This is a genomic window from Nocardia sp. CA-129566, from assembly GCF_050956075.1.
Lineage (GTDB): Bacteria > Actinomycetota > Actinomycetes > Mycobacteriales > Mycobacteriaceae > Nocardia.
In genome coordinates, this window is sequence record NZ_CP192085.1 from 1,062,808 (window position 1) to 1,081,288 (window position 18,481).

The following is an 18,481-nucleotide window of genomic DNA, read 5'->3' on the forward strand; positions in this document are numbered from 1 at the left end:
CCTGGCGCGATTGCGGACTCCTGTGGAGTCGGGGTTTGGCCAGGCCGGCAACATCTTTGCGCTGCTCATCGACGTCATGCGCAAGACGTTCAAACGGCCTTTCCAGTTGCGCGAATTCATCGAGCAGTCGTGGTTCATCGCGAGTGTCTCGATCTTGCCCAGCGCACTGGTCGCCATTCCGTTCGGTGCGGTTGTCGCGCTGCAGACCGGCTCGTTGATCAAACAACTCGGCGCCGAATCCTTTACCGGCGCCACGAGCGTGCTGGCTACCGTCCAGCAGGCTGCCCCCGTTGTCACCGCGTTGATCATCGCGGGCGCGGCCGGATCGGCGGTCGCCGCCGATCTCGGCTCACGCACCATCCGTGAGGAGATCGACGCGCTCGAGGTGCTCGGCGTAGATCCGGTACAGAAGCTCGTTGTGCCGCGCGTACTCGGCATGATGCTGGTCGCACTGCTGCTCAACGGCCTGGTGTCGGTGGTCGGCATCGCGGGTGGCTATTTCTTCAATGTCGGGCTGCAAGGCGGCACGCCCGGCGCCTACCTCGCTTCGTTCTCCGCACTGGCCCAGCTGCCTGACCTGTGGATCGGCGAAATCAAAGCCTTGATATTCGGTCTACTCGCAGGCGTGATCGCCGCATACAAGGGCTTGCATCCCAAAGGGGGCCCGAAAGGAGTCGGAGACGCGGTGAACCAATCCGTGGTTATCACCTTCATGGTGCTGTTCTTCGTGAACTTGATCCTGACCCTGGTGTACCTACAAGTCGTCCCCGCCAAGGGCGCCTGACCCGTGGCCACCTCGTACCGCCCCCCGGCCCTGGCGAAGTCCGCCCGCCGGGTCCGTGAGATCGCGCGCATGCCCGTGAACGTCGTCGACCGCGCTGGCGATCAGATGTCGTTCTACTCCAAGGCCATCGCCTGGATTCCCCGCACCGCCGTGCACTACCGCAAGGAGGTCATGCGGCTGCTCGCCGAGGTGACCTTCGGCAGTGGCGCGCTCGCCGTCATCGGCGGCACCATCGGCGTCATCGTCTTCATGTCCGGCTCGGTCGGCGTGGTCGTCGGCCTGCAGGGCTTCAAGGCGTTGGACTCGCTCGGCAGTTCGGTGCTGACCGGCTTCCTCACCGCCTATATCAATACCCGTGAGATCGCGCCGCTCGTCGCCGCGCTCGCGCTATCGGCAACCGTCGGTTGTGGTTTCACCGCTCAGCTCGGCGCCATGCGGATCTCCGAGGAGATCGACGCGCTCGAAGTGATGGCGGTGCCGGGTGTGCCGTTCCTGGTCACCACCCGGGTGATCGCGGGCTTCCTCGCGGTCATTCCGCTCTACATCGTCGGACTGCTCGGCACATTCCTGGCCTCGCGGATGATCAGCATCTGGTTCAACGGACAATCCAGTGGCTCCTATGACCACTATTTCAGTCTGTTCCTGCCACCCGAAGACGTCTTGTATTCGTTCGTCAAAGTGCTGGTCTTCGCATTCGTGATCATCATGGTGCATTGCTATTACGGCTTCAATGCCACCGGTGGACCGGCCGGCGTGGGCGTCGCGGTGGGTCGCGCGGTGCGTGCGGCGATCGTGCTGGTGAATGTTCTGGACTTCTTCCTCAGCCTCGCTATCTGGGGTACGACAACGACAGTGCGGGTCGCGGGATGACGGGCATCGAAACGGCAAGCAGTGAGGTGCCGTCATGAGTGATCGCGTGCAGATGTGGCGCGCGACGGAGAAATTGCGCATCCGACTGCTCGGTATCGCGTTCTTCGTGGTCTGTGCACTATTCCTGGTGACGACGGTCGCGATCTACAACAAGGCGTTCGTCGACACCGTCCGGGTCGACCTGATCACCGACAGTGTGGGAAATGCGCTGACCCGCAATGCCGATGTGAAGGTGCGCGGCGTCAACGTCGGCGAGGTCAGGTCCAGCCGATCCGAGGGCGGTCAGGTGACCCTCGACTTGGCGATCGATCCTGCCAAGGCCACCCAGATTCCGGTCAACGCCACGGCTCGGCTGCTGCCGAAGACGCTCTTCGGCGAGCGGTACGTGGACCTCGTCATCCCGGACGAACCCAGTAAGCAGCACCTGACCGCCGGCGTCACCCTGCATCAGGACAAGAGCGGCAATGCCATCGAGATCAGCAAGCTGCTCGACGATGTGCTGCCGCTGCTGCAGGCGATTCCGCCGCAGGACCTCGGCTCCACCCTCGGTGCGCTGTCGCAGGCGCTCTCGGGTCAGGGTGTGGCACTGGGTGAGTCGGTGGACAAGCTGGACACCATCTTCCGCGAACTCAACGGTGTGATGCCCGATATCAAGCAGGATCTGGTGAGCTTCGCCGACGTGGCCGCCACCTACTCCGACGCCCTGCCGCAGCTGGTCGACGCATTCGACAATCTGCGCACCACCAACGCGACCATCGTGCAGCGCCGCCCGCAGATCGACACGCTGCTGGCGACGCTGAACCCGACCGCGGCCAGCACCGCGGACTTCCTGGTCGCCAACCGCGACAACATCATCGACCTGGCCGCCGACTCCCGCCCCGCGCTGGAACTGCTGGCCACCTACTCGCCGACCTACGCCTGCGCGATGGCGAACTTCGCCAAGATGAAGCCGCGCATCGACCAGATCATGGGCATGGGCACGTCGCGGCCCGGCTCCCGGGTGTCGGTGGAGCTGACCAATACCCGCGGCAAGTACCTGCCCAACCAGGACGAGCCACGCTGGCTCGACACCCGCGGACCGTGGTGCGTGCCGGAGTACCCGGTATTCACCGATCCGGGCCAGTACACCGGTGGACCGAACAATGACGGCTCCTACGCGGTGCCCAGCCGCAATCCGGGTGACCAGGTCAGCGGCAGCCTGCCGGTGCCGCAGTTCGGCAAGTATCCGGCCGCGAATGTGCCGACCACGGTGGGTTCGCAGACCGAACAGCGGACTCTTGGCGCGATCTACGGTGCGGCCAACGGTGTTTCGCCCGAGCAGGTGCCCAGCTGGGTCACCCGGATCGGTGCACCCGCATTCCGCGGCAGCGAGGTGAGCGTGCGATGAAGGAAAAGATGCGCGGCCTCGGATCGCCGCTGACCAAGCTCCTTATCTTCATCATCGTCACACTTTTCGCGACCACGGTCCTCGGGCTCTCGATCGCGAACTACACCGGCCGCGGCACCCCGTTCAAGGCCCGCTTCAGCGATGTCACCTCGCTCAATCCCGGCGACGAGGTACGCATCGCCGGTGTGCGGGTCGGCAAGGTCACCAGTGTCAAGATCGTGGACAAGCGCCAGGCCGAAGTCGGCTTCGAACTGACCGACCGCAGTTGGCTGCCCGCCTCGACCACGGCGACCATCCGCTACCGAAACCTGGTCGGCCAGCGCTATATCGCGCTCGAACAGGGTGCGGGGGAGCAGGGCCGCAAGCTCAACAAGGGCGCGACCATCGGGCTCGAGCACACCAAGCCGGCGCTGAACCTGACCACGCTGTTCAACGGTTTCCGGCCGCTGTTCCAGACGCTCACCGCCGATGATGTGAACAAGCTGTCCTACGAGATCATTCAGGTCTTCCAAGGCGAGCAGGGCACCATCCACGATCTGGTGTCGACCACCGCGAATCTGACCAACAAGATCGCCGACAAGGACGCCGTCATCGGCGAGCTGGTCAAGAACCTGACGGCCGTGCTCAACGCGGTCAATGAGCGCGAGGGCCAGTTCGATCAGCTGATCGTCAATACCGAGGCGCTGGTCAGCGGGCTGGCCGCCGACCGCGACACGATCGGCAGCTCGGTCACCTCGCTCGGCAATCTGGCCTCGGCCACCGCGGATCTGCTGGTGCCGACCCGCCCGACGCTGCAGGGCTCGATCGCCGGACTCAGCCAGCTGACCGGCACCATCGACGAGCGCAAGGACGACGTGAATACGGCGCTGACCAACCTGCCGATCAAGATGGAAAAGCTCGGCCGCGCCGGCAGTTACGGCTCGTGGTTCCAGTTCTACCTGTGCGGTATCGACATCGTGGTCGGGCCGGGCGCGGTGGACGCGCCGCAGCTCAACCTGCCGGCCGGGATGCCGACGGTCAACCAGCCGATCTACACCAATGCCGCACCGCGCTGCCAGGGGAAGGGTGGTCACTGATGGACGACCGGATCCTGCTCGGCAAGCGCAGCCCCGCGTTCATGGGTGTGCTCGGCCTTGCCATGGTGCTGCTCGTGACGGTCTCCGCGTTCTTCCTGGACCGGCTGCCGATCATCGGCGCCGGCACCAAGTACACCGCGGAGTTCTCCGAGGCCGCCGGCCTCAAGAAGGGCAATGAGGTGCGCATCGCGGGTGTGAAAGTCGGTGCGGTATCGGATGTTCGGCTCGACGGCAACAAGGTGCTCGTCGACTTCCGCACCCAGGACGCCTGGATCGGCAACGAGACGACCGCCTCCATCCAGATCAAGACCGTGCTCGGGCAGAAGTACCTGGCGCTGGACCCGAAGGGCTCCGAGCCCGCGAATCCGAGCAAGGCGATCCCGCTGTCGCGCACGGTATCTCCGTACGACGTGGTGGACGCGTTCAGCGATGCGGCCAACAACATCGACAAGATCGACACCGCGCAGCTGGCCACCAGCATGCGAGTGCTCTCCGAGGCGTTCGAAACGACCCCGCCGGAGATCCGCAACTCCATCGACGGTGTGGCCCGGCTCTCGGAGACGCTGGCCAAGCGCGATGAAGAGCTGAAGAAGCTGTTCGCGGCGGCCAGGCAGACCACCGGGGTGCTCGCGGACCGCAATCAGCAGTTCGAGCGTCTGCTCGCCAATGGCGGACAGCTGTTGGCGGAGCTGAATATTCGGCAGCAGTCGATCGCACAGCTGCTCAGCGGCGCCAGGACGGTGTCCGCCGAGCTGAGTGCCCTGGTCGCCGATAACGAAAAGCAGATGGGGACGGCGCTGACCAACCTGAAGTCGGCGATCGACCTGCTCAACGACAACCAGCAGAACATTTCCAAGACGCTGGAACTCGCGGCCCCGTTCTACGGCCTCTACGCCAACGTGCTGGGCACCGGCCGCTGGTTCGACGCCGTGATCGTGAACCTGGTGCCGCCTGGCCTGCCGGAGATTCCGGGCAACCGGCCGCCGGTGCGCACCCTGGGAGGTAACTGATATGGGGGTGAACTGGCCTCGTAAGGAACCGCTGACCACGCTGCGGTCCTCGGGTCGTGGCACCAAGGTGGCCATCGCGATCGGTTTGATCGCGGCATTGGTCGTGGCCGGGGCGCTCTGGTGGCTCTTCGACCGGATGACCACGACCAAGATCACCGCATACTTCGACCGCTCTGTCGGCATCTACCAGGGTTCGGATGTGCGGATCCTCGGCGTGCCGGTCGGGCATGTGGATTCGGTTGAGCCGCAAGGTGATCAGGTCAAGGTGGTGATGAGCGTCGATCGCAGCTACGACATCCCCGCCGAAGCCAAGGCCGCGCAGATCACGCCATCGATCGTCTCCGATCGCTACATCCAGCTGACCCCGGCCTACACCGGCGGTCCGAAAATGGCTCGCACCGCGACCATTCCGCGCGAACGCACGGTCACCCCGGTCGAGGTCGACCAGCTGTACAAGAGCATTACCGAACTCTCCGACGCATTGGGCCCCAAGGGCGCCAATGCCGACGGCGCGGTCAACCAGCTGGTGCGCACCGCAGCGGCGAATCTGTCGGGCAATGGCGAGGCGCTGGCCAACAGCATCACCCAGCTCTCGCGCGCGACGCGGTACCTCAGTGATGCCCGCGGCGATATCTTCGACACGGTCAAGAATCTGCAGACCTTCGTCACCATGCTTGCCCAGAACGACCAGCAGGTGCGGCAATTCAATGCCCAGCTCGCGGATCTCTCGACATTCCTCGCCGGGGAACGCCAGGATCTCGGCGCGGCGCTGAATCTGCTGTCGATCGCACTGGGCGATGTCGCCCGGTTCATCGATGAGAACCGGGATCTGGTCCAGCAGAACGCCCAGGGCCTGACCACGCTCACCGCGACGCTGGCCAAGCAGCGCGACGATCTGGCCGCGGCGCTGCCGGTGCTGCCGCTGGCGCTGAGCAACTTGATCAATATCCACAACGCGGAATCCGGCACCCTCGATATGCGCGCCAACTTCACCGATCTGCAGGACCCGTTCGGTGTGGTGTGCAAGATGCTCGACCTGGGCAAGCTGATGCCGGGCGATCCCAAATTCGAGGCGCTCGGCAAACAGATGCGCCCGATTCTGGAGCACTGCAAGGAGATCACCGATCAGATCACCGCGGGCGTGAAGACGCCGACGCTGATCCTGCCGTTCGGCATTCTCAGCGGCGAGAACGAGCAGCGCGCTCCGGTGCCGGGCACCGTTCCCGGCACCCCGTCCGATCAACTTCCGCCCTCGCAGGGAGGTGGCCAGCGATGAACAAGCGAGTCCGTTCCGCGGCACGCACTCTGCGCGTAGCGACTGCTCGCAGGTCGCTCGAAATGGTCGGCGCCGCACTAGTGGTCGGCATGAGCGCGGTCCTGGTGGTCTCATGTTCTTCCGAGGGCATCTACGCGGTGCCGCTGCCCGGCGGCGCCGATGTCGGTGACCATCCGATGACCATCGATATCCGCTTCGACGATGTACTCGATCTGGTGTCGCAGTCCGCGGTCAAGGTCGAGGGTGTCCCGGTGGGCCGGGTCGAGGGGATCGCGCTCGCACCGGACGGCTGGACCGCCAGTGTGCGCGCCGTGGTGAACTCCTCGGTCGATCTGCCCGCCAATGCACGGGCCGAGGTGCGGCAGTCGAATCTGCTGGGTGAGAAGTTCATCGAGCTGTCCAAGCCCACCGATCAGCCCGACACCAAGAAGCTGACCGACGGTTCGGTCATTCCGGCCGACCGCACCAGGCACGCGACCGAGATCGAGCAGGTGCTCGGTGCGTTGTCGTTGCTGCTCAACGGCGGCGGCGTCGCGCAGTTGCAGCCCATTGTCACCGAGCTGAACAAGACCCTCGGCGGTCGCGAGGAGCGGGTGCGCTCGCTGCTCGATCAGGCCAATAAGTTGATCGCGGGACTGAACGATCAGGTCGACGACATCACCAGGGCCATCGACGGACTCGCCACACTGAGCAACCGGGTGAGCACCCAGACCGATCAGATCAGCAAGATCATCAATGAGCTGCCGCAGGGCATCAAGATCCTCAACGAGCAGCGGCCGCAGCTGATCGCGCTGCTCCAGCAGCTGGACCGAGTGGGTCAGGCCGGCTTCGACGTGCTGAACCACTCCAAGGACGATCTGATCAAGGATCTGACCTCGCTGCGTCCGACCCTGCAGGAACTCGGCAGGGCCGCACCGGATCTGGTCACCGCGCTGCCCTTGGTGCCGACCTATCCCTTCCCGGACTCCACGCTGGAGGGCACCTTCGGTGGCCAGGTGAACACTTGGCTCTCGGTGGACCAGCAGATCGGTGTCACGCTGAGCAATCTCGGCGTCGGCAAGGGCGATCCGGTGTACATCCCGCCGCCCTACGGCCCGGAGGTACCGGTGAACCCGACCAACCCGTACTACGGCGGCAATGGCCCGCGCCCGGGTTGGCCGACGGTTTCGCTGCTGCCGCTACCGCCCAATATGCCGCGCTTCCCGGCTGGCCTGCCGCAGCTGCCGACCGGTCCGCTCGGGGCGATTCTCGACCAAATCGGAGGTGGTCAGCGATGACCCGCCTGGTGCGCTATCAGCTGATCGCGTTCGCCGTGATCGCGGTGCTCGGCGTGGTTTTCGTCGGCGCCAAATACGTTCGGCTCGATCACATGCTCGGCATCGGCGAGTACCACGTGCGGGTCGAGGCCAAGCAGACCGGCGGCATCTACAAGGGCGCCGAGGTGACCTACCGCGGCGTCCCGGTCGGCCGGGTCGGCGATCTCGAACTCACCGACACCGGTGTGGCGATCAAGCTCGTGCTGGATTCGAGCGCGCCGAAGGTTCCGGAATCGGCCCGCGCCGTCATCGCCAACCGGTCGGCCATCGGTGAGCAGTATGTGGACCTGCAGCCCGATGCCGACCACGGCCCGTACCTGCGTGACGGTTCGGTGATCAGCTCGGCGACGACGCCGATCTCGGTGGAGCAACTGGTGCAGAGCGTGGACTCCTTCACGCGTTCGGTCGATCTCACCGCGCTGAACAAAACCGTCACCGAACTCGGCCGAGCCTTCGACGGTAAGGGCGACGATCTGAAGGTCTTCGTCGATTCGCTGAACAAGTTCACCGCGACTTTCAACGACACCCTGCCGCAGACGATCCAGCTGATCCGCGACGGCCGGATCGCCCTGGGCACCCAGGCGGATCAGTCGAATTACATCCGCCAGTTCAGTCAGGGTCTCGACGAGCTCACCGCGCAGCTGCGCTCCAGCGATCCGGATATCCGGCGGCTGATCGGCACCGGCATCGACGCGGGCGAGCAGATCGGCGCACTGCTCAACGAGAGCGGCGGCGCCCTCACCGAGGATCTGGCCAACCTGCGTCAGCTGATGCTGGGCATCTCGCCGAAGTTCTACGCGCTGCGTCCGCTGCTGCAGATGATTCCGCAGCTGTCCATCGGTGCCTCCTCCACCGCACCCGGCGACGGCACCAGCCACTTCGGCCTGGTGCTCGAGGTGAACAACCCGCCCGCCTGCACCCAAGGCTACGAGGGCACCCAGCGCATCCTCGAGCAGATGAAGCGGGAGAATCCGAACTTCGACGACACCCGCGACGAATTCCCGTTCAATAAGGACGCGAAATGCACTGTGCCGTTTGGTAACCCAACGGCGGTGCGGGGTGGGATGCGCGCCGATCTGGCCGATCCGAGCATTACCCAGCCCTGGGATTCCACCCCGAAAACCGATCCGGAAAAGCTGAACCTCAACCCGATCGCCGTCCAGATGGCCACCCTGTTGGGGGTCACGCCCAAGCGGTGAACAGGACCTATGCGGCCCCGCCGCAGTAATTGAAGTTAGGGTGTCTCGCCGTGAGTGAGCGAAGCGAGCGAACCAAGAACACAGCGCCCATGATGGGCACGACCGTGCCGAGCGTTAGCGAGGTACGGTCGTGAGCATCGACATGTCCAAGGAAACGCCGGTGGCAACCGGCACCGATTCCACGGAAGCTGATGCCGCGGCGCATGACGCGACGGCATCGGATCCCGTACGCCCGGCGGAGGCGTCCGCCGACGCTCCCGCCGGTCGACTCGCGGTCACCATGGCCGCGGCCGCCGCGCTGGTCGTCGCGTTGATCGCCGCGGCCTGGTTCGGCACCGGCTGGGTGCGCGCGGCGTTCTTCACCGACGGTCCGCGCGCCGATGCGCGCGATACCGCCCTCGCCGATGCCAGGCAGGCCGCGATCAACCTGATGTCGCTGGATCCCAATGATGTCGACGGTTCGATCAAGCTGATCCAGTCCTCGATGACCGGATCGCTGCTCGATGACGCCACCAAGACCCAGGAGCAGTTCCGCTCGCAGGCCACGGAGGCCAAGACCAGGCTGGAATCAAAGGTCGTCGGCTCCTCGCTGACCGCGCTGAACTCCGAGCGCGATCACGCCTCTGCGCTGATCGTGTTGCAGACCACCAGGACCGCGCCGAATGTGGCGCCGTATGCCTACCGGCAGACCTGGGCGCTGGATCTGGTCGAACAGGGGGAGGTCTGGAAGGCCGAGAAGGCGAATCCGCTGAGTCAGCCCATCCCCGTGAATCAGCCGACTGCCGGGCAGACCGGTGCGACGCCGTCCGCGGGCGCCACCCCGCCCAAGCCCGGATCGTAGGAGAACCCGCCATGGCATCTCGTCGACCAGTCAATCGGATCACTCCCCGCAACCGTCCCACCGTCGGCCGCACCGCGGCCAGCACCGGATCCGCCGCCACCCGCCGTGGCACGCGCACGACCGATGAGTCCACCGCGAAGCGCAGGACCAAGGTGGCGGGCACCGAGCCGGCACGTCCCGCTGCGCAGCCCACACCGTCGCGGCCCTGGTCGCAGCGGCTGCGCCTGGGGCGGGGGTGGGGGCTCGTCGCGGCCATGCTCATCGCCACCGTGCTGCTCGGCGCATTCGCCACGGTCGCAGCCTTCCGTCCGGGTATCGACGATTCGAACCTGGGCTATGTGGACACCAAGGCCACCGAGGAGGTGACCGCGGCCGCCTCCCATGCGCTGAAGACCATTTACGCCTATGACGTGAACAAACTCGACGGCTACAAGGATGCGGTGCACGCGGTCGTCACCGGCCAGATGCTGACCGATTTCGACAAGTACGCCGATACCAATCTCGCCGCCCTGAAACAGGCGCAGACCAGCGCCGACGCACTCGCCGATCCGATCGGGGTGACCTTGCTCACCAAGGATCGGGCCGAGCTGCTGGTCAACTTCGTGGTCAGCGCGAACAAGAACGGCGTCGCGCAGCAGAGCGCATCGGGCCCGATCGTGCTGAAGATGCAGAAGGTCGACGGAAAGTGGCTGGCCTCGGCCATCGTCGACCAGTAATCGCCCGCGAGCCCTGCCACTTGACGAGTTTCGCCGGACACGTCACGCTATTCACAACAGCGGCAGCTGTCACAGTGGCTTCATGAGCCCCGTGGCTACCCGACGCAGCCAGCGATTCGGGCAGGACACACGGTCATAACGGTCACGGCGTGCCGCCACGCGGCGGCTGGTTCGGGTGGTACTTTGACACCACCTTGCGTATGGGTGTACGGTTGGACGTTGCGCTGGCTGCCTCCTGTCCATACCTCGATTTGCACACGTAAGTTCCACCCTTCCGGTGTTACTTCCGTTGTTGCCTGTTCGGGTTTCGTTCGGGTTGTGACCAGCGGAATTCGTAGCAGACAAGCGACGGTCGCGGACCACCACGCGACGCGCGTGAGGTGCTGGAAGGACGCATCTTGGCAGTCTCCACCCAGACCAAGGCAGTTGCCGGAATCCCCGGAGCCCCGTTGCGGGTGTCTTTCGCGAAGATCCGTGAACCCTTGGAGGTGCCCGGACTTCTCGATCTACAGACCGACTCATTTGCATGGTTGATCGGCTCGCCTTCGTGGCGTGAAAAAGCCGCGGCTCGCGGCGACGGCGGACTAACGGGCGGTCTGGAGGAGGTACTCGAGGAGCTCTCGCCGATCGAGGACTTCTCCGGGTCGATGTCCCTGTCTTTCTCTGATCCTCGTTTCGAGGAGGTCAAGGCCTCCATCGACGAGTGCAAAGACAAGGACATGACCTACGCGGCACCGTTGTTCGTGACCGCCGAGTTCATCAACAACAACACCGGTGAGATCAAGAGCCAGACGGTCTTCATGGGTGATTTCCCGATGATGACCGACAAGGGCACGTTCATCATCAACGGCACCGAGCGCGTCGTCGTTTCGCAGCTGGTGCGTTCGCCGGGTGTGTACTTCGATCACTCCGTCGACAAGGGCACCGAGAAGGACCTGCACAGTGTCCGGGTCATCCCGTCGCGTGGTGCTTGGCTGGAGTTCGATGTCGACAAGCGCGACACCGTCGGTGTGCGCATCGACCGCAAGCGCCGCCAGCCGGTCACCGTGCTGCTGAAGGCGCTGGGTTGGACCACCGAGGAGATCGTCGAGCGTTTCGGCTTCTCCGAGATCATGATGTCGACCCTGGAGAAGGACAACACCGCCGGTCAGGACGAGGCGCTGCTGGACATCTACCGCAAGCTGCGTCCGGGCGAGCCGCCGACCAAGGAGTCCGCGCAGACCCTGCTGGAGAACCTGTTCTTCAAGGAGAAGCGCTACGACCTCGCGCGCGTGGGTCGCTACAAGATCAACAAGAAGCTGGGCATCCACCTCGGCGAGCCGATCACCGCATCGGTGCTCACCAAGGAAGACATCGTCGCCACGATCGAGTACCTGGTGCGTCTGCACGCCGGTGATCGGGCGATGACCGCGCCCGGCGGCGAAGAGGTGCCGGTCGAGGTCGACGATATCGACCACTTCGGCAACCGTCGCCTGCGCACCGTCGGCGAGCTGATCCAGAACCAGATCCGGGTCGGTCTGTCGCGTATGGAGCGTGTGGTCCGCGAGCGGATGACCACCCAGGACGTCGAGGCGATCACGCCGCAGACCCTGATCAACATCCGTCCCGTCGTGGCCGCGATCAAGGAGTTCTTCGGAACCTCGCAGCTGTCGCAGTTCATGGACCAGAACAACCCGCTCTCGGGTCTGACCCACAAGCGTCGTCTCTCGGCGCTGGGTCCGGGTGGTCTGTCCCGTGAGCGCGCCGGTCTGGAAGTCCGTGACGTGCACACCTCGCACTACGGCCGCATGTGCCCGATCGAGACCCCGGAAGGCCCGAACATCGGCCTGATCGGTTCGCTGTCGGTGTACGCGCGGGTCAACCCGTTCGGTTTCATCGAGACGCCGTACCGCAAGGTGGTCGACGGCGTGGTCACCGATGAGGTCAAGTACCTCACCGCCGATGAAGAGGACCGCCACGTCCGTGCGCAGGCCAATTCGCCGGTCGACGCCGATGGCCGCTTCCTCGAGGAGCGCGTGCTCTGCCGCCGGGGCAATGACGAGAACGAACTCGTGCCCGCCTCCGAGGTCGACTACATGGACGTCTCACCGCGCCAGATGGTGTCGGTCGCGACCGCGATGATTCCGTTCCTCGAGCACGACGACGCCAACCGTGCCCTCATGGGTGCGAACATGCAGCGTCAGGCCGTTCCGCTGATCCGTTCCGAGTCCCCGATCGTGGGTACCGGTATGGAACTGCGCGCCGCGGTCGACGCCGGTGACGTCGTGGTGAACGAGAAGTCCGGCGTGGTGGAAGAGGTCTCGGCCGATTACGTCACCGTGATGGCCGATGACGGCACCCGCAAGAGCTACCGGATGCGCAAGTTCGCGCGCTCGAACCAGGGCACCTGCGCGAACCAGCGGCCGATCGTCGACGAGGGTCAGCGGGTCGAGACCGGTCAGGTGCTGGCCGACGGTCCGTGCACCGAGAACGGTGAGATGGCGCTCGGGAAGAACCTGCTCGTGGCGATCATGCCGTGGGAAGGCCACAACTACGAGGACGCGATCATCCTGTCGCAGCGCCTCGTGGAAGAGGATGTGCTGACCTCGATCCACATCGAGGAGCACGAGATCGATGCCCGTGACACCAAGCTCGGCGCCGAGGAGATCACCCGGGATATCCCGAACGTCTCCGACGAGGTCCTGGCGGACCTGGACGAGCGTGGCATCGTGCGCATCGGCGCCGAGGTGCGCGACGGCGACATCCTGGTCGGCAAGGTCACCCCGAAGGGGGAGACCGAGCTGACTCCGGAGGAGCGGCTGCTGCGCGCGATCTTCGGTGAGAAGGCGCGCGAGGTGCGCGACACCTCGCTGAAGGTGCCGCACGGTGAGTCCGGCAAGGTCATCGGCATCCGCGTGTTCTCGCGCGAGGACGACGACGATCTGCCTCCTGGCGTCAACGAGCTGGTGCGCGTGTACGTGGCGCAGAAGCGCAAGATCCAGGACGGCGATAAGCTCGCCGGTCGCCACGGCAACAAGGGTGTTATCGGCAAGATCCTCCCGACCGAGGACATGCCGTTCATGCCGGATGGCACCCCGGTGGACATCATCCTGAACACCCATGGTGTGCCGCGCCGGATGAACATCGGCCAGATCTTGGAGACCCACCTCGGGTGGATCGGCAAGGCGGGCTGGGATGTCGGCGTCGGTGCGGATGGCGCCCGTCCGGATTGGGCGAGGGCGCTGCCGGAGGAGATGCTGGCGGCTCCGGCCGATTCCAACATCGCCACCCCGGTGTTCGACGGTGCCCGCGAAGAGGAACTGACCGGTCTGCTGTCCTCGACCCTGCCGAACCGCGATGGTGAGCGCATGGTCGACGACAACGGCAAGTCGACGCTGTTCGACGGCCGTTCCGGTGAGCCGTTCCCGTACCCGGTCGCGGTGGGCTACATGTACATCCTGAAGCTGCACCACCTGGTCGACGACAAGATCCACGCCCGTTCGACCGGTCCGTACTCGATGATCACCCAGCAACCGCTCGGTGGTAAGGCACAGTTCGGTGGTCAGCGCTTCGGTGAAATGGAGTGCTGGGCCATGCAGGCCTACGGCGCGGCCTACACGCTGCAGGAACTGCTCACCATCAAATCCGACGACGTGGTCGGCCGCGTGAAGGTCTACGAGGCGATCGTCAAGGGCGAGAACATTCCGGAGCCGGGCATCCCGGAATCGTTCAAGGTGCTCCTCAAGGAACTCCAGTCACTGTGCCTCAACGTCGAGGTGCTGTCTTCGGACGGCGCGGCGATCGAGATGCGCGATGGTGACGACGAGGATCTGGAGCGCGCGGCCGCGAACCTGGGCATCAACCTGTCCAGGAACGAAGCCGCCACCGTCGACGATCTGGCGAACTAGGCGGTAGGCCGAATGCTGTTCATAGCGAACCGCATTCGGCTCCGCGTTCCACCAACTAGTGAACTTTTGCTCGAATTCGACCCGAATAGGGGAAAGGAAGTTACGTGCTAGACGTCAACTTCTTCGATGAACTCCGGATCGGTCTGGCCACCGCCGAAGACATCCGCCAGTGGTCCTACGGCGAGGTGAAGAAGCCGGAGACCATCAACTACCGCACGCTCAAGCCGGAGAAGGACGGCTTGTTCTGCGAGAAGATCTTCGGTCCCACCCGGGACTGGGAGTGCTACTGCGGCAAGTACAAGCGCGTCCGCTTCAAGGGCATCATCTGTGAGCGCTGTGGCGTCGAGGTGACTCGCGCCAAGGTGCGCCGTGAGCGGATGGGCCACATCGAGCTGGCCGCTCCGGTTACCCACATCTGGTACTTCAAGGGCGTGCCTTCGCGCCTCGGGTACCTGCTCGACCTGGCGCCGAAGGATCTGGAAAAGATCATCTACTTCGCCGCCTACGTCATCGTCGGTGTCGACGAGGAGCTGCGTCACAACGAGCTCTCCACGCTCGAGGCCGAGATGGAGGTCGAGAAGAAGGCCGTCGCCGATCAGCGCGATGCCGACCTGGAGGCCCGCGCCCAGAAGCTCGAGGCCGATCTGGCCGAGCTCGAGGCCGAGGGTGCCAAGTCCGATGTGCGCCGCAAGGTCAAGGACGGCGGCGAGCGCGAGATGCGTCAGCTCCGCGACCGGGCCCAGCGTGAGCTGGACCGGCTCGAGGAGATCTGGAGCACCTTCACCAAGCTGTCGGTCAAGCAGCTCATCGTCGATGAGGTGCTCTACCGCGAGCTGATCGATCGCTACGGCGAGTACTTCACCGGCGCCATGGGTGCGGAGTCCATCCAGAAGCTGATGGAGAACTTCGACATCGATGCCGAAGCCGATTCGCTGCGCGAGACCATTCGCTCCGGCAAGGGCCAGAAGAAGCTGCGCGCGCTCAAGCGGCTCAAGGTTGTCGCGGCCTTCCAGGCCAATGGCAACTCGCCCATGGGCATGGTGCTCGACGCCGTTCCGGTGATCCCGCCGGAGCTGCGCCCGATGGTTCAGCTCGATGGTGGCCGCTTCGCCACCTCCGACCTGAACGACCTGTACCGCCGCGTGATCAACCGCAACAACCGCCTCAAGCGACTGATCGATCTGGGTGCGCCCGAGATCATCGTCAACAACGAGAAGCGGATGCTGCAGGAGTCGGTGGACGCGCTGTTCGACAACGGCCGCCGCGGCCGTCCGGTCACCGGTCCGGGTAACCGCCCGCTGAAGTCCCTGAGCGACCTGCTCAAGGGTAAGCAGGGGCGTTTCCGCCAGAACCTGCTCGGTAAGCGCGTCGACTACTCGGGCCGTTCGGTCATCGTGGTCGGTCCGCAGCTGAAGCTGCACCAGTGCGGTCTGCCCAAGCTGATGGCGCTGGAGCTGTTCAAGCCGTTCGTGATGAAGCGTCTGGTCGACCTGAACCACGCGCAGAACATCAAGTCCGCCAAGCGGATGGTCGAGCGGCAGCGGCCCCAGGTGTGGGATGTCCTCGAAGAGGTCATCGCCGAGCACCCGGTGCTGCTGAACCGTGCGCCCACCCTGCACCGCCTCGGCATCCAGGCCTTCGAGCCGCAGCTGGTCGAAGGTAAGGCCATCCAGCTGCACCCGCTGGTCTGTGAGGCGTTCAACGCCGACTTCGACGGTGACCAGATGGCCGTGCACCTGCCGCTGTCCGCGGAGGCGCAGGCCGAGGCCCGCATCCTGATGCTGTCCTCGAACAACATCCTGTCGCCCGCCTCGGGTCGACCGCTGGCCATGCCGCGTCTGGACATGGTGACCGGCCTGTACTACCTGACCCGCCTGGAACAGGGCGCGAAGGGCGAGTACCAGGAGGCCACCAAGGACGCACCGGAACAGGGCGTGTACTCCTCGCCCGCCGAGGCGCAGATGGCGGTGGACCGCGGTGAGCTCACCGTGCGTTCGCTGATCAAGGTGCGGCTCACCGACCAGCGTCCGCCGAAGGCCGTCGAGACGGAGCAGTTCCCGGACGGCTGGAGCCGCGGCGACGCGTGGATTGCCGAGACCACCCTTGGTCGTGTGCTGTTCAACGAGCTGCTCCCGGCGGACTACGCGTTCATCAACGAGCAGATGCCGAAGAAGCGTCAGGCCACGATCATCAACGATCTGGCCGAGCGCTACCCGATGATCGTGGTCGCGCAGACCGTCGACAAGCTCAAGGACGCCGGCTTCTACTGGGCCACCCGTTCCGGCGTGACGGTCTCGATGTCGGACGTGCTCGTTCCGCCGGAGAAGACCGAGATCATGGAGCGCTACGAGGCGCAGTCCGATCAGATCGAGAAGAAGTACCAGCGTGGTGCTCTCGACCACCAGGAGCGCAACAACGCCCTGGTCAAGATCTGGCAGGAAGCAACCGAAGAGGTCGGTAAGGCGCTGCGTGCGCACTACCCGGCCGACAACCCGATCATCACGATCGTCGACTCGGGCGCGACCGGTAACTTCACCCAGACTCGTACCCTCGCCGGTATGAAGGGTCTGGTTACCAACCCGAAGGGTGAGTTCATCCCGCGGCCGATCAAGTCCTCCTTCCGTGAGGGCCTGACGGTTCTGGAGTACTTCATCAACACCCACGGTGCCCGTAAGGGTCTGGCCGACACCGCGCTGCGCACCGCCGACTCGGGTTACCTGACCCGTCGTCTGGTGGACGTCTCGCAGGACGTCATCGTGCGCGAGCACGACTGTGGCACCGAGCGCGGCATCCTGGTGCCGATCGCGGAGAAGCAGCTCGACGGCACGCTGATCCGGGACGCGCACGTGGAGACCTCCGCCTACGCGCGGACGCTCGCGGCCGATGCGATCGACGCGAAGGGCAATGTCATCGTGGAGAAGGGCGCCGACCTCGGCGACCCGGCCATCGAGGCACTGCTCGACGCCGGTATCACCGATGTGAAGGTCCGCTCCGTGCTGACCTGCACCACCGGCACCGGCGTCTGCGCCACCTGCTACGGCCGCTCGATGGCGACCGGCAAGCTGGTGGATATCGGTGAGGCCGTCGGTATCGTCGCCGCGCAGTCCATCGGTGAGCCCGGTACCCAGCTGACCATGCGTACCTTCCACCAGGGTGGTGTCGCGGGTGACGACATCACCGGCGGTCTGCCCCGTGTGCAGGAGCTCTTCGAGGCTCGTGTGCCCAAGGGCAAGGCGCCCATCGCGGAGGTCTCGGGTCGGGTGCGGCTCGAGGACGACGATCGCTTCTACAAGATCACCATCATCCCGGATGACGGTGGCGAAGAGGTTGTCTACGACAAGCTCTCGAAGCGTCAGCGTCTGCGTGTGTTCAAGCACGACGACGGCACCGAGCGTCTGCTCTCCGATGGTGACCACGTCGAGGTCGGCCAGCAGCTGCTGGAAGGCGCGGCGGATCCGCATGAGGTGCTGCGCGTGATGGGCCCCCGTCAGGTGCAGATCCACCTGGTCCACGAGGTCCAGGAGGTCTACCGCTCGCAGGGTGTGTCGATCCACGACAAGCACATCGAGGTCATCGTGCGCCAGATGCTGCGTCGCGTGACGATCATCGATTCCGGTGCCACGGAGTTCCTGCCCGGCTCGCTCACCGAGCGCGCCGAGTTCGAGGCCTCCAACCGTCGGGTCGTCGCCGAGGGCGGCGAGCCCGCGGCGGGTCGCCCGGTGCTGATGGGTATCACGAAGGCGTCGCTGGCGACCGATTCGTGGCTCTCGGCGGCATCCTTCCAGGAGACCACCCGAGTTCTGACCGACGCGGCCATCAACTGCCGCTCGGACAAGCTCATCGGCCTCAAGGAAAACGTGATCATCGGCAAGCTGATCCCGGCCGGTACCGGTATCAACCGCTACCGCAACATCCAGGTCCAGCCGACCGAAGAGGCTCGTGCCGCGGCGTACGCGGTGCCGTCCTACGACGACACCTACTACAGCCCGGACAGCTTCGGCACCACCACCGGCGCCGCGGTCCCGCTCGACGATTACGGTTTCAGCGACTACCGCTGACCCGGTAACAGCATGCGGCCCCCGCTCCCATCCGGAGCGGGGGCCGTTCGCATTGTCCAGG

General features: G+C 65.0%; 12 protein-coding genes. All 12 read left to right on the top strand.

Annotation, left to right across the window (positions count from 1 at the left end):
* The first annotated feature begins 76 nt into the window (after positions 1–76).
* The 12 genes from ACQP0C_RS05065 to ACQP0C_RS05120 all read left to right on the top strand — a co-directional run bounded on the left by ACQP0C_RS05065 (position 77) and on the right by ACQP0C_RS05120 (position 18,420).
* Positions 77–784, top strand: coding sequence for an MlaE family ABC transporter permease (locus ACQP0C_RS05065; protein WP_354961092.1), 708 nt, complete (start codon positions 77–79; stop codon positions 782–784).
* 69 nt (positions 785–853) lie between these two features.
* Positions 854–1,654 carry an MlaE family ABC transporter permease gene (locus ACQP0C_RS05070; RefSeq protein WP_063045471.1) on the top strand — a complete coding sequence of 267 codons (801 nt, stop codon included), beginning with the start codon at positions 854–856 and terminating at the stop codon, positions 1,652–1,654.
* Between the two features lie 34 nt (positions 1,655–1,688).
* The gene (locus ACQP0C_RS05075) at positions 1,689–3,041 is read left to right on the top strand and encodes an MCE family protein (RefSeq protein WP_433730996.1); all 1,353 of its coding nucleotides are present in this window, start codon (positions 1,689–1,691) and stop codon (positions 3,039–3,041) included.
* Between the two features lie 8 nt (positions 3,042–3,049).
* Positions 3,050–4,117 (top strand): MCE family protein, encoded by a 1,068-nt coding sequence (locus tag ACQP0C_RS05080; protein ID WP_433734442.1) that lies wholly within the window; start codon positions 3,050–3,052, stop codon positions 4,115–4,117.
* On the top strand, positions 4,117–5,127 hold the full coding sequence (locus ACQP0C_RS05085; RefSeq protein WP_433730998.1) for an MCE family protein: 1,011 nt from the start codon (positions 4,117–4,119) through the stop codon (positions 5,125–5,127). Before ACQP0C_RS05080 ends, ACQP0C_RS05085 begins: the two co-directional genes overlap by 1 nt.
* Position 5,128: 1 nt before the next feature.
* The gene (locus ACQP0C_RS05090; RefSeq protein ID WP_433731000.1) at positions 5,129–6,403 is read left to right on the top strand and encodes an MCE family protein; all 1,275 of its coding nucleotides are present in this window, start codon (positions 5,129–5,131) and stop codon (positions 6,401–6,403) included.
* Positions 6,400–7,680, top strand: a complete 1,281-nt coding sequence (locus tag ACQP0C_RS05095; RefSeq protein ID WP_433731002.1) for an MCE family protein — start codon at positions 6,400–6,402, stop codon at positions 7,678–7,680. Before ACQP0C_RS05090 ends, ACQP0C_RS05095 begins: the two co-directional genes overlap by 4 nt.
* Positions 7,677–8,918 (top strand): MCE family protein, encoded by a 1,242-nt coding sequence (locus ACQP0C_RS05100; protein WP_433731004.1) that lies wholly within the window; start codon positions 7,677–7,679, stop codon positions 8,916–8,918. Before ACQP0C_RS05095 ends, ACQP0C_RS05100 begins: the two co-directional genes overlap by 4 nt.
* A 130-nt stretch (positions 8,919–9,048) precedes the next feature.
* On the top strand, positions 9,049–9,759 hold the full coding sequence (locus ACQP0C_RS05105; RefSeq protein ID WP_433731006.1) for a hypothetical protein: 711 nt from the start codon (positions 9,049–9,051) through the stop codon (positions 9,757–9,759).
* 11 nt (positions 9,760–9,770) lie between these two features.
* Entirely contained in the window at positions 9,771–10,475 is a 705-nt protein-coding gene (locus tag ACQP0C_RS05110) for a hypothetical protein (protein WP_433731008.1), read from the top strand.
* 380 nt (positions 10,476–10,855) lie between these two features.
* Positions 10,856–14,362 carry a DNA-directed RNA polymerase subunit beta gene (locus tag ACQP0C_RS05115; protein WP_433731010.1) on the top strand — a complete coding sequence of 1,169 codons (3,507 nt, stop codon included), beginning with the start codon at positions 10,856–10,858 and terminating at the stop codon, positions 14,360–14,362.
* Between the two features lie 104 nt (positions 14,363–14,466).
* A complete protein-coding gene (locus ACQP0C_RS05120) occupies positions 14,467–18,420 on the top strand; it encodes a DNA-directed RNA polymerase subunit beta' (RefSeq protein ID WP_433731012.1) in 3,954 nt (1,317 codons plus the stop codon).
* Positions 18,421–18,481 lie beyond the last annotated feature (61 nt).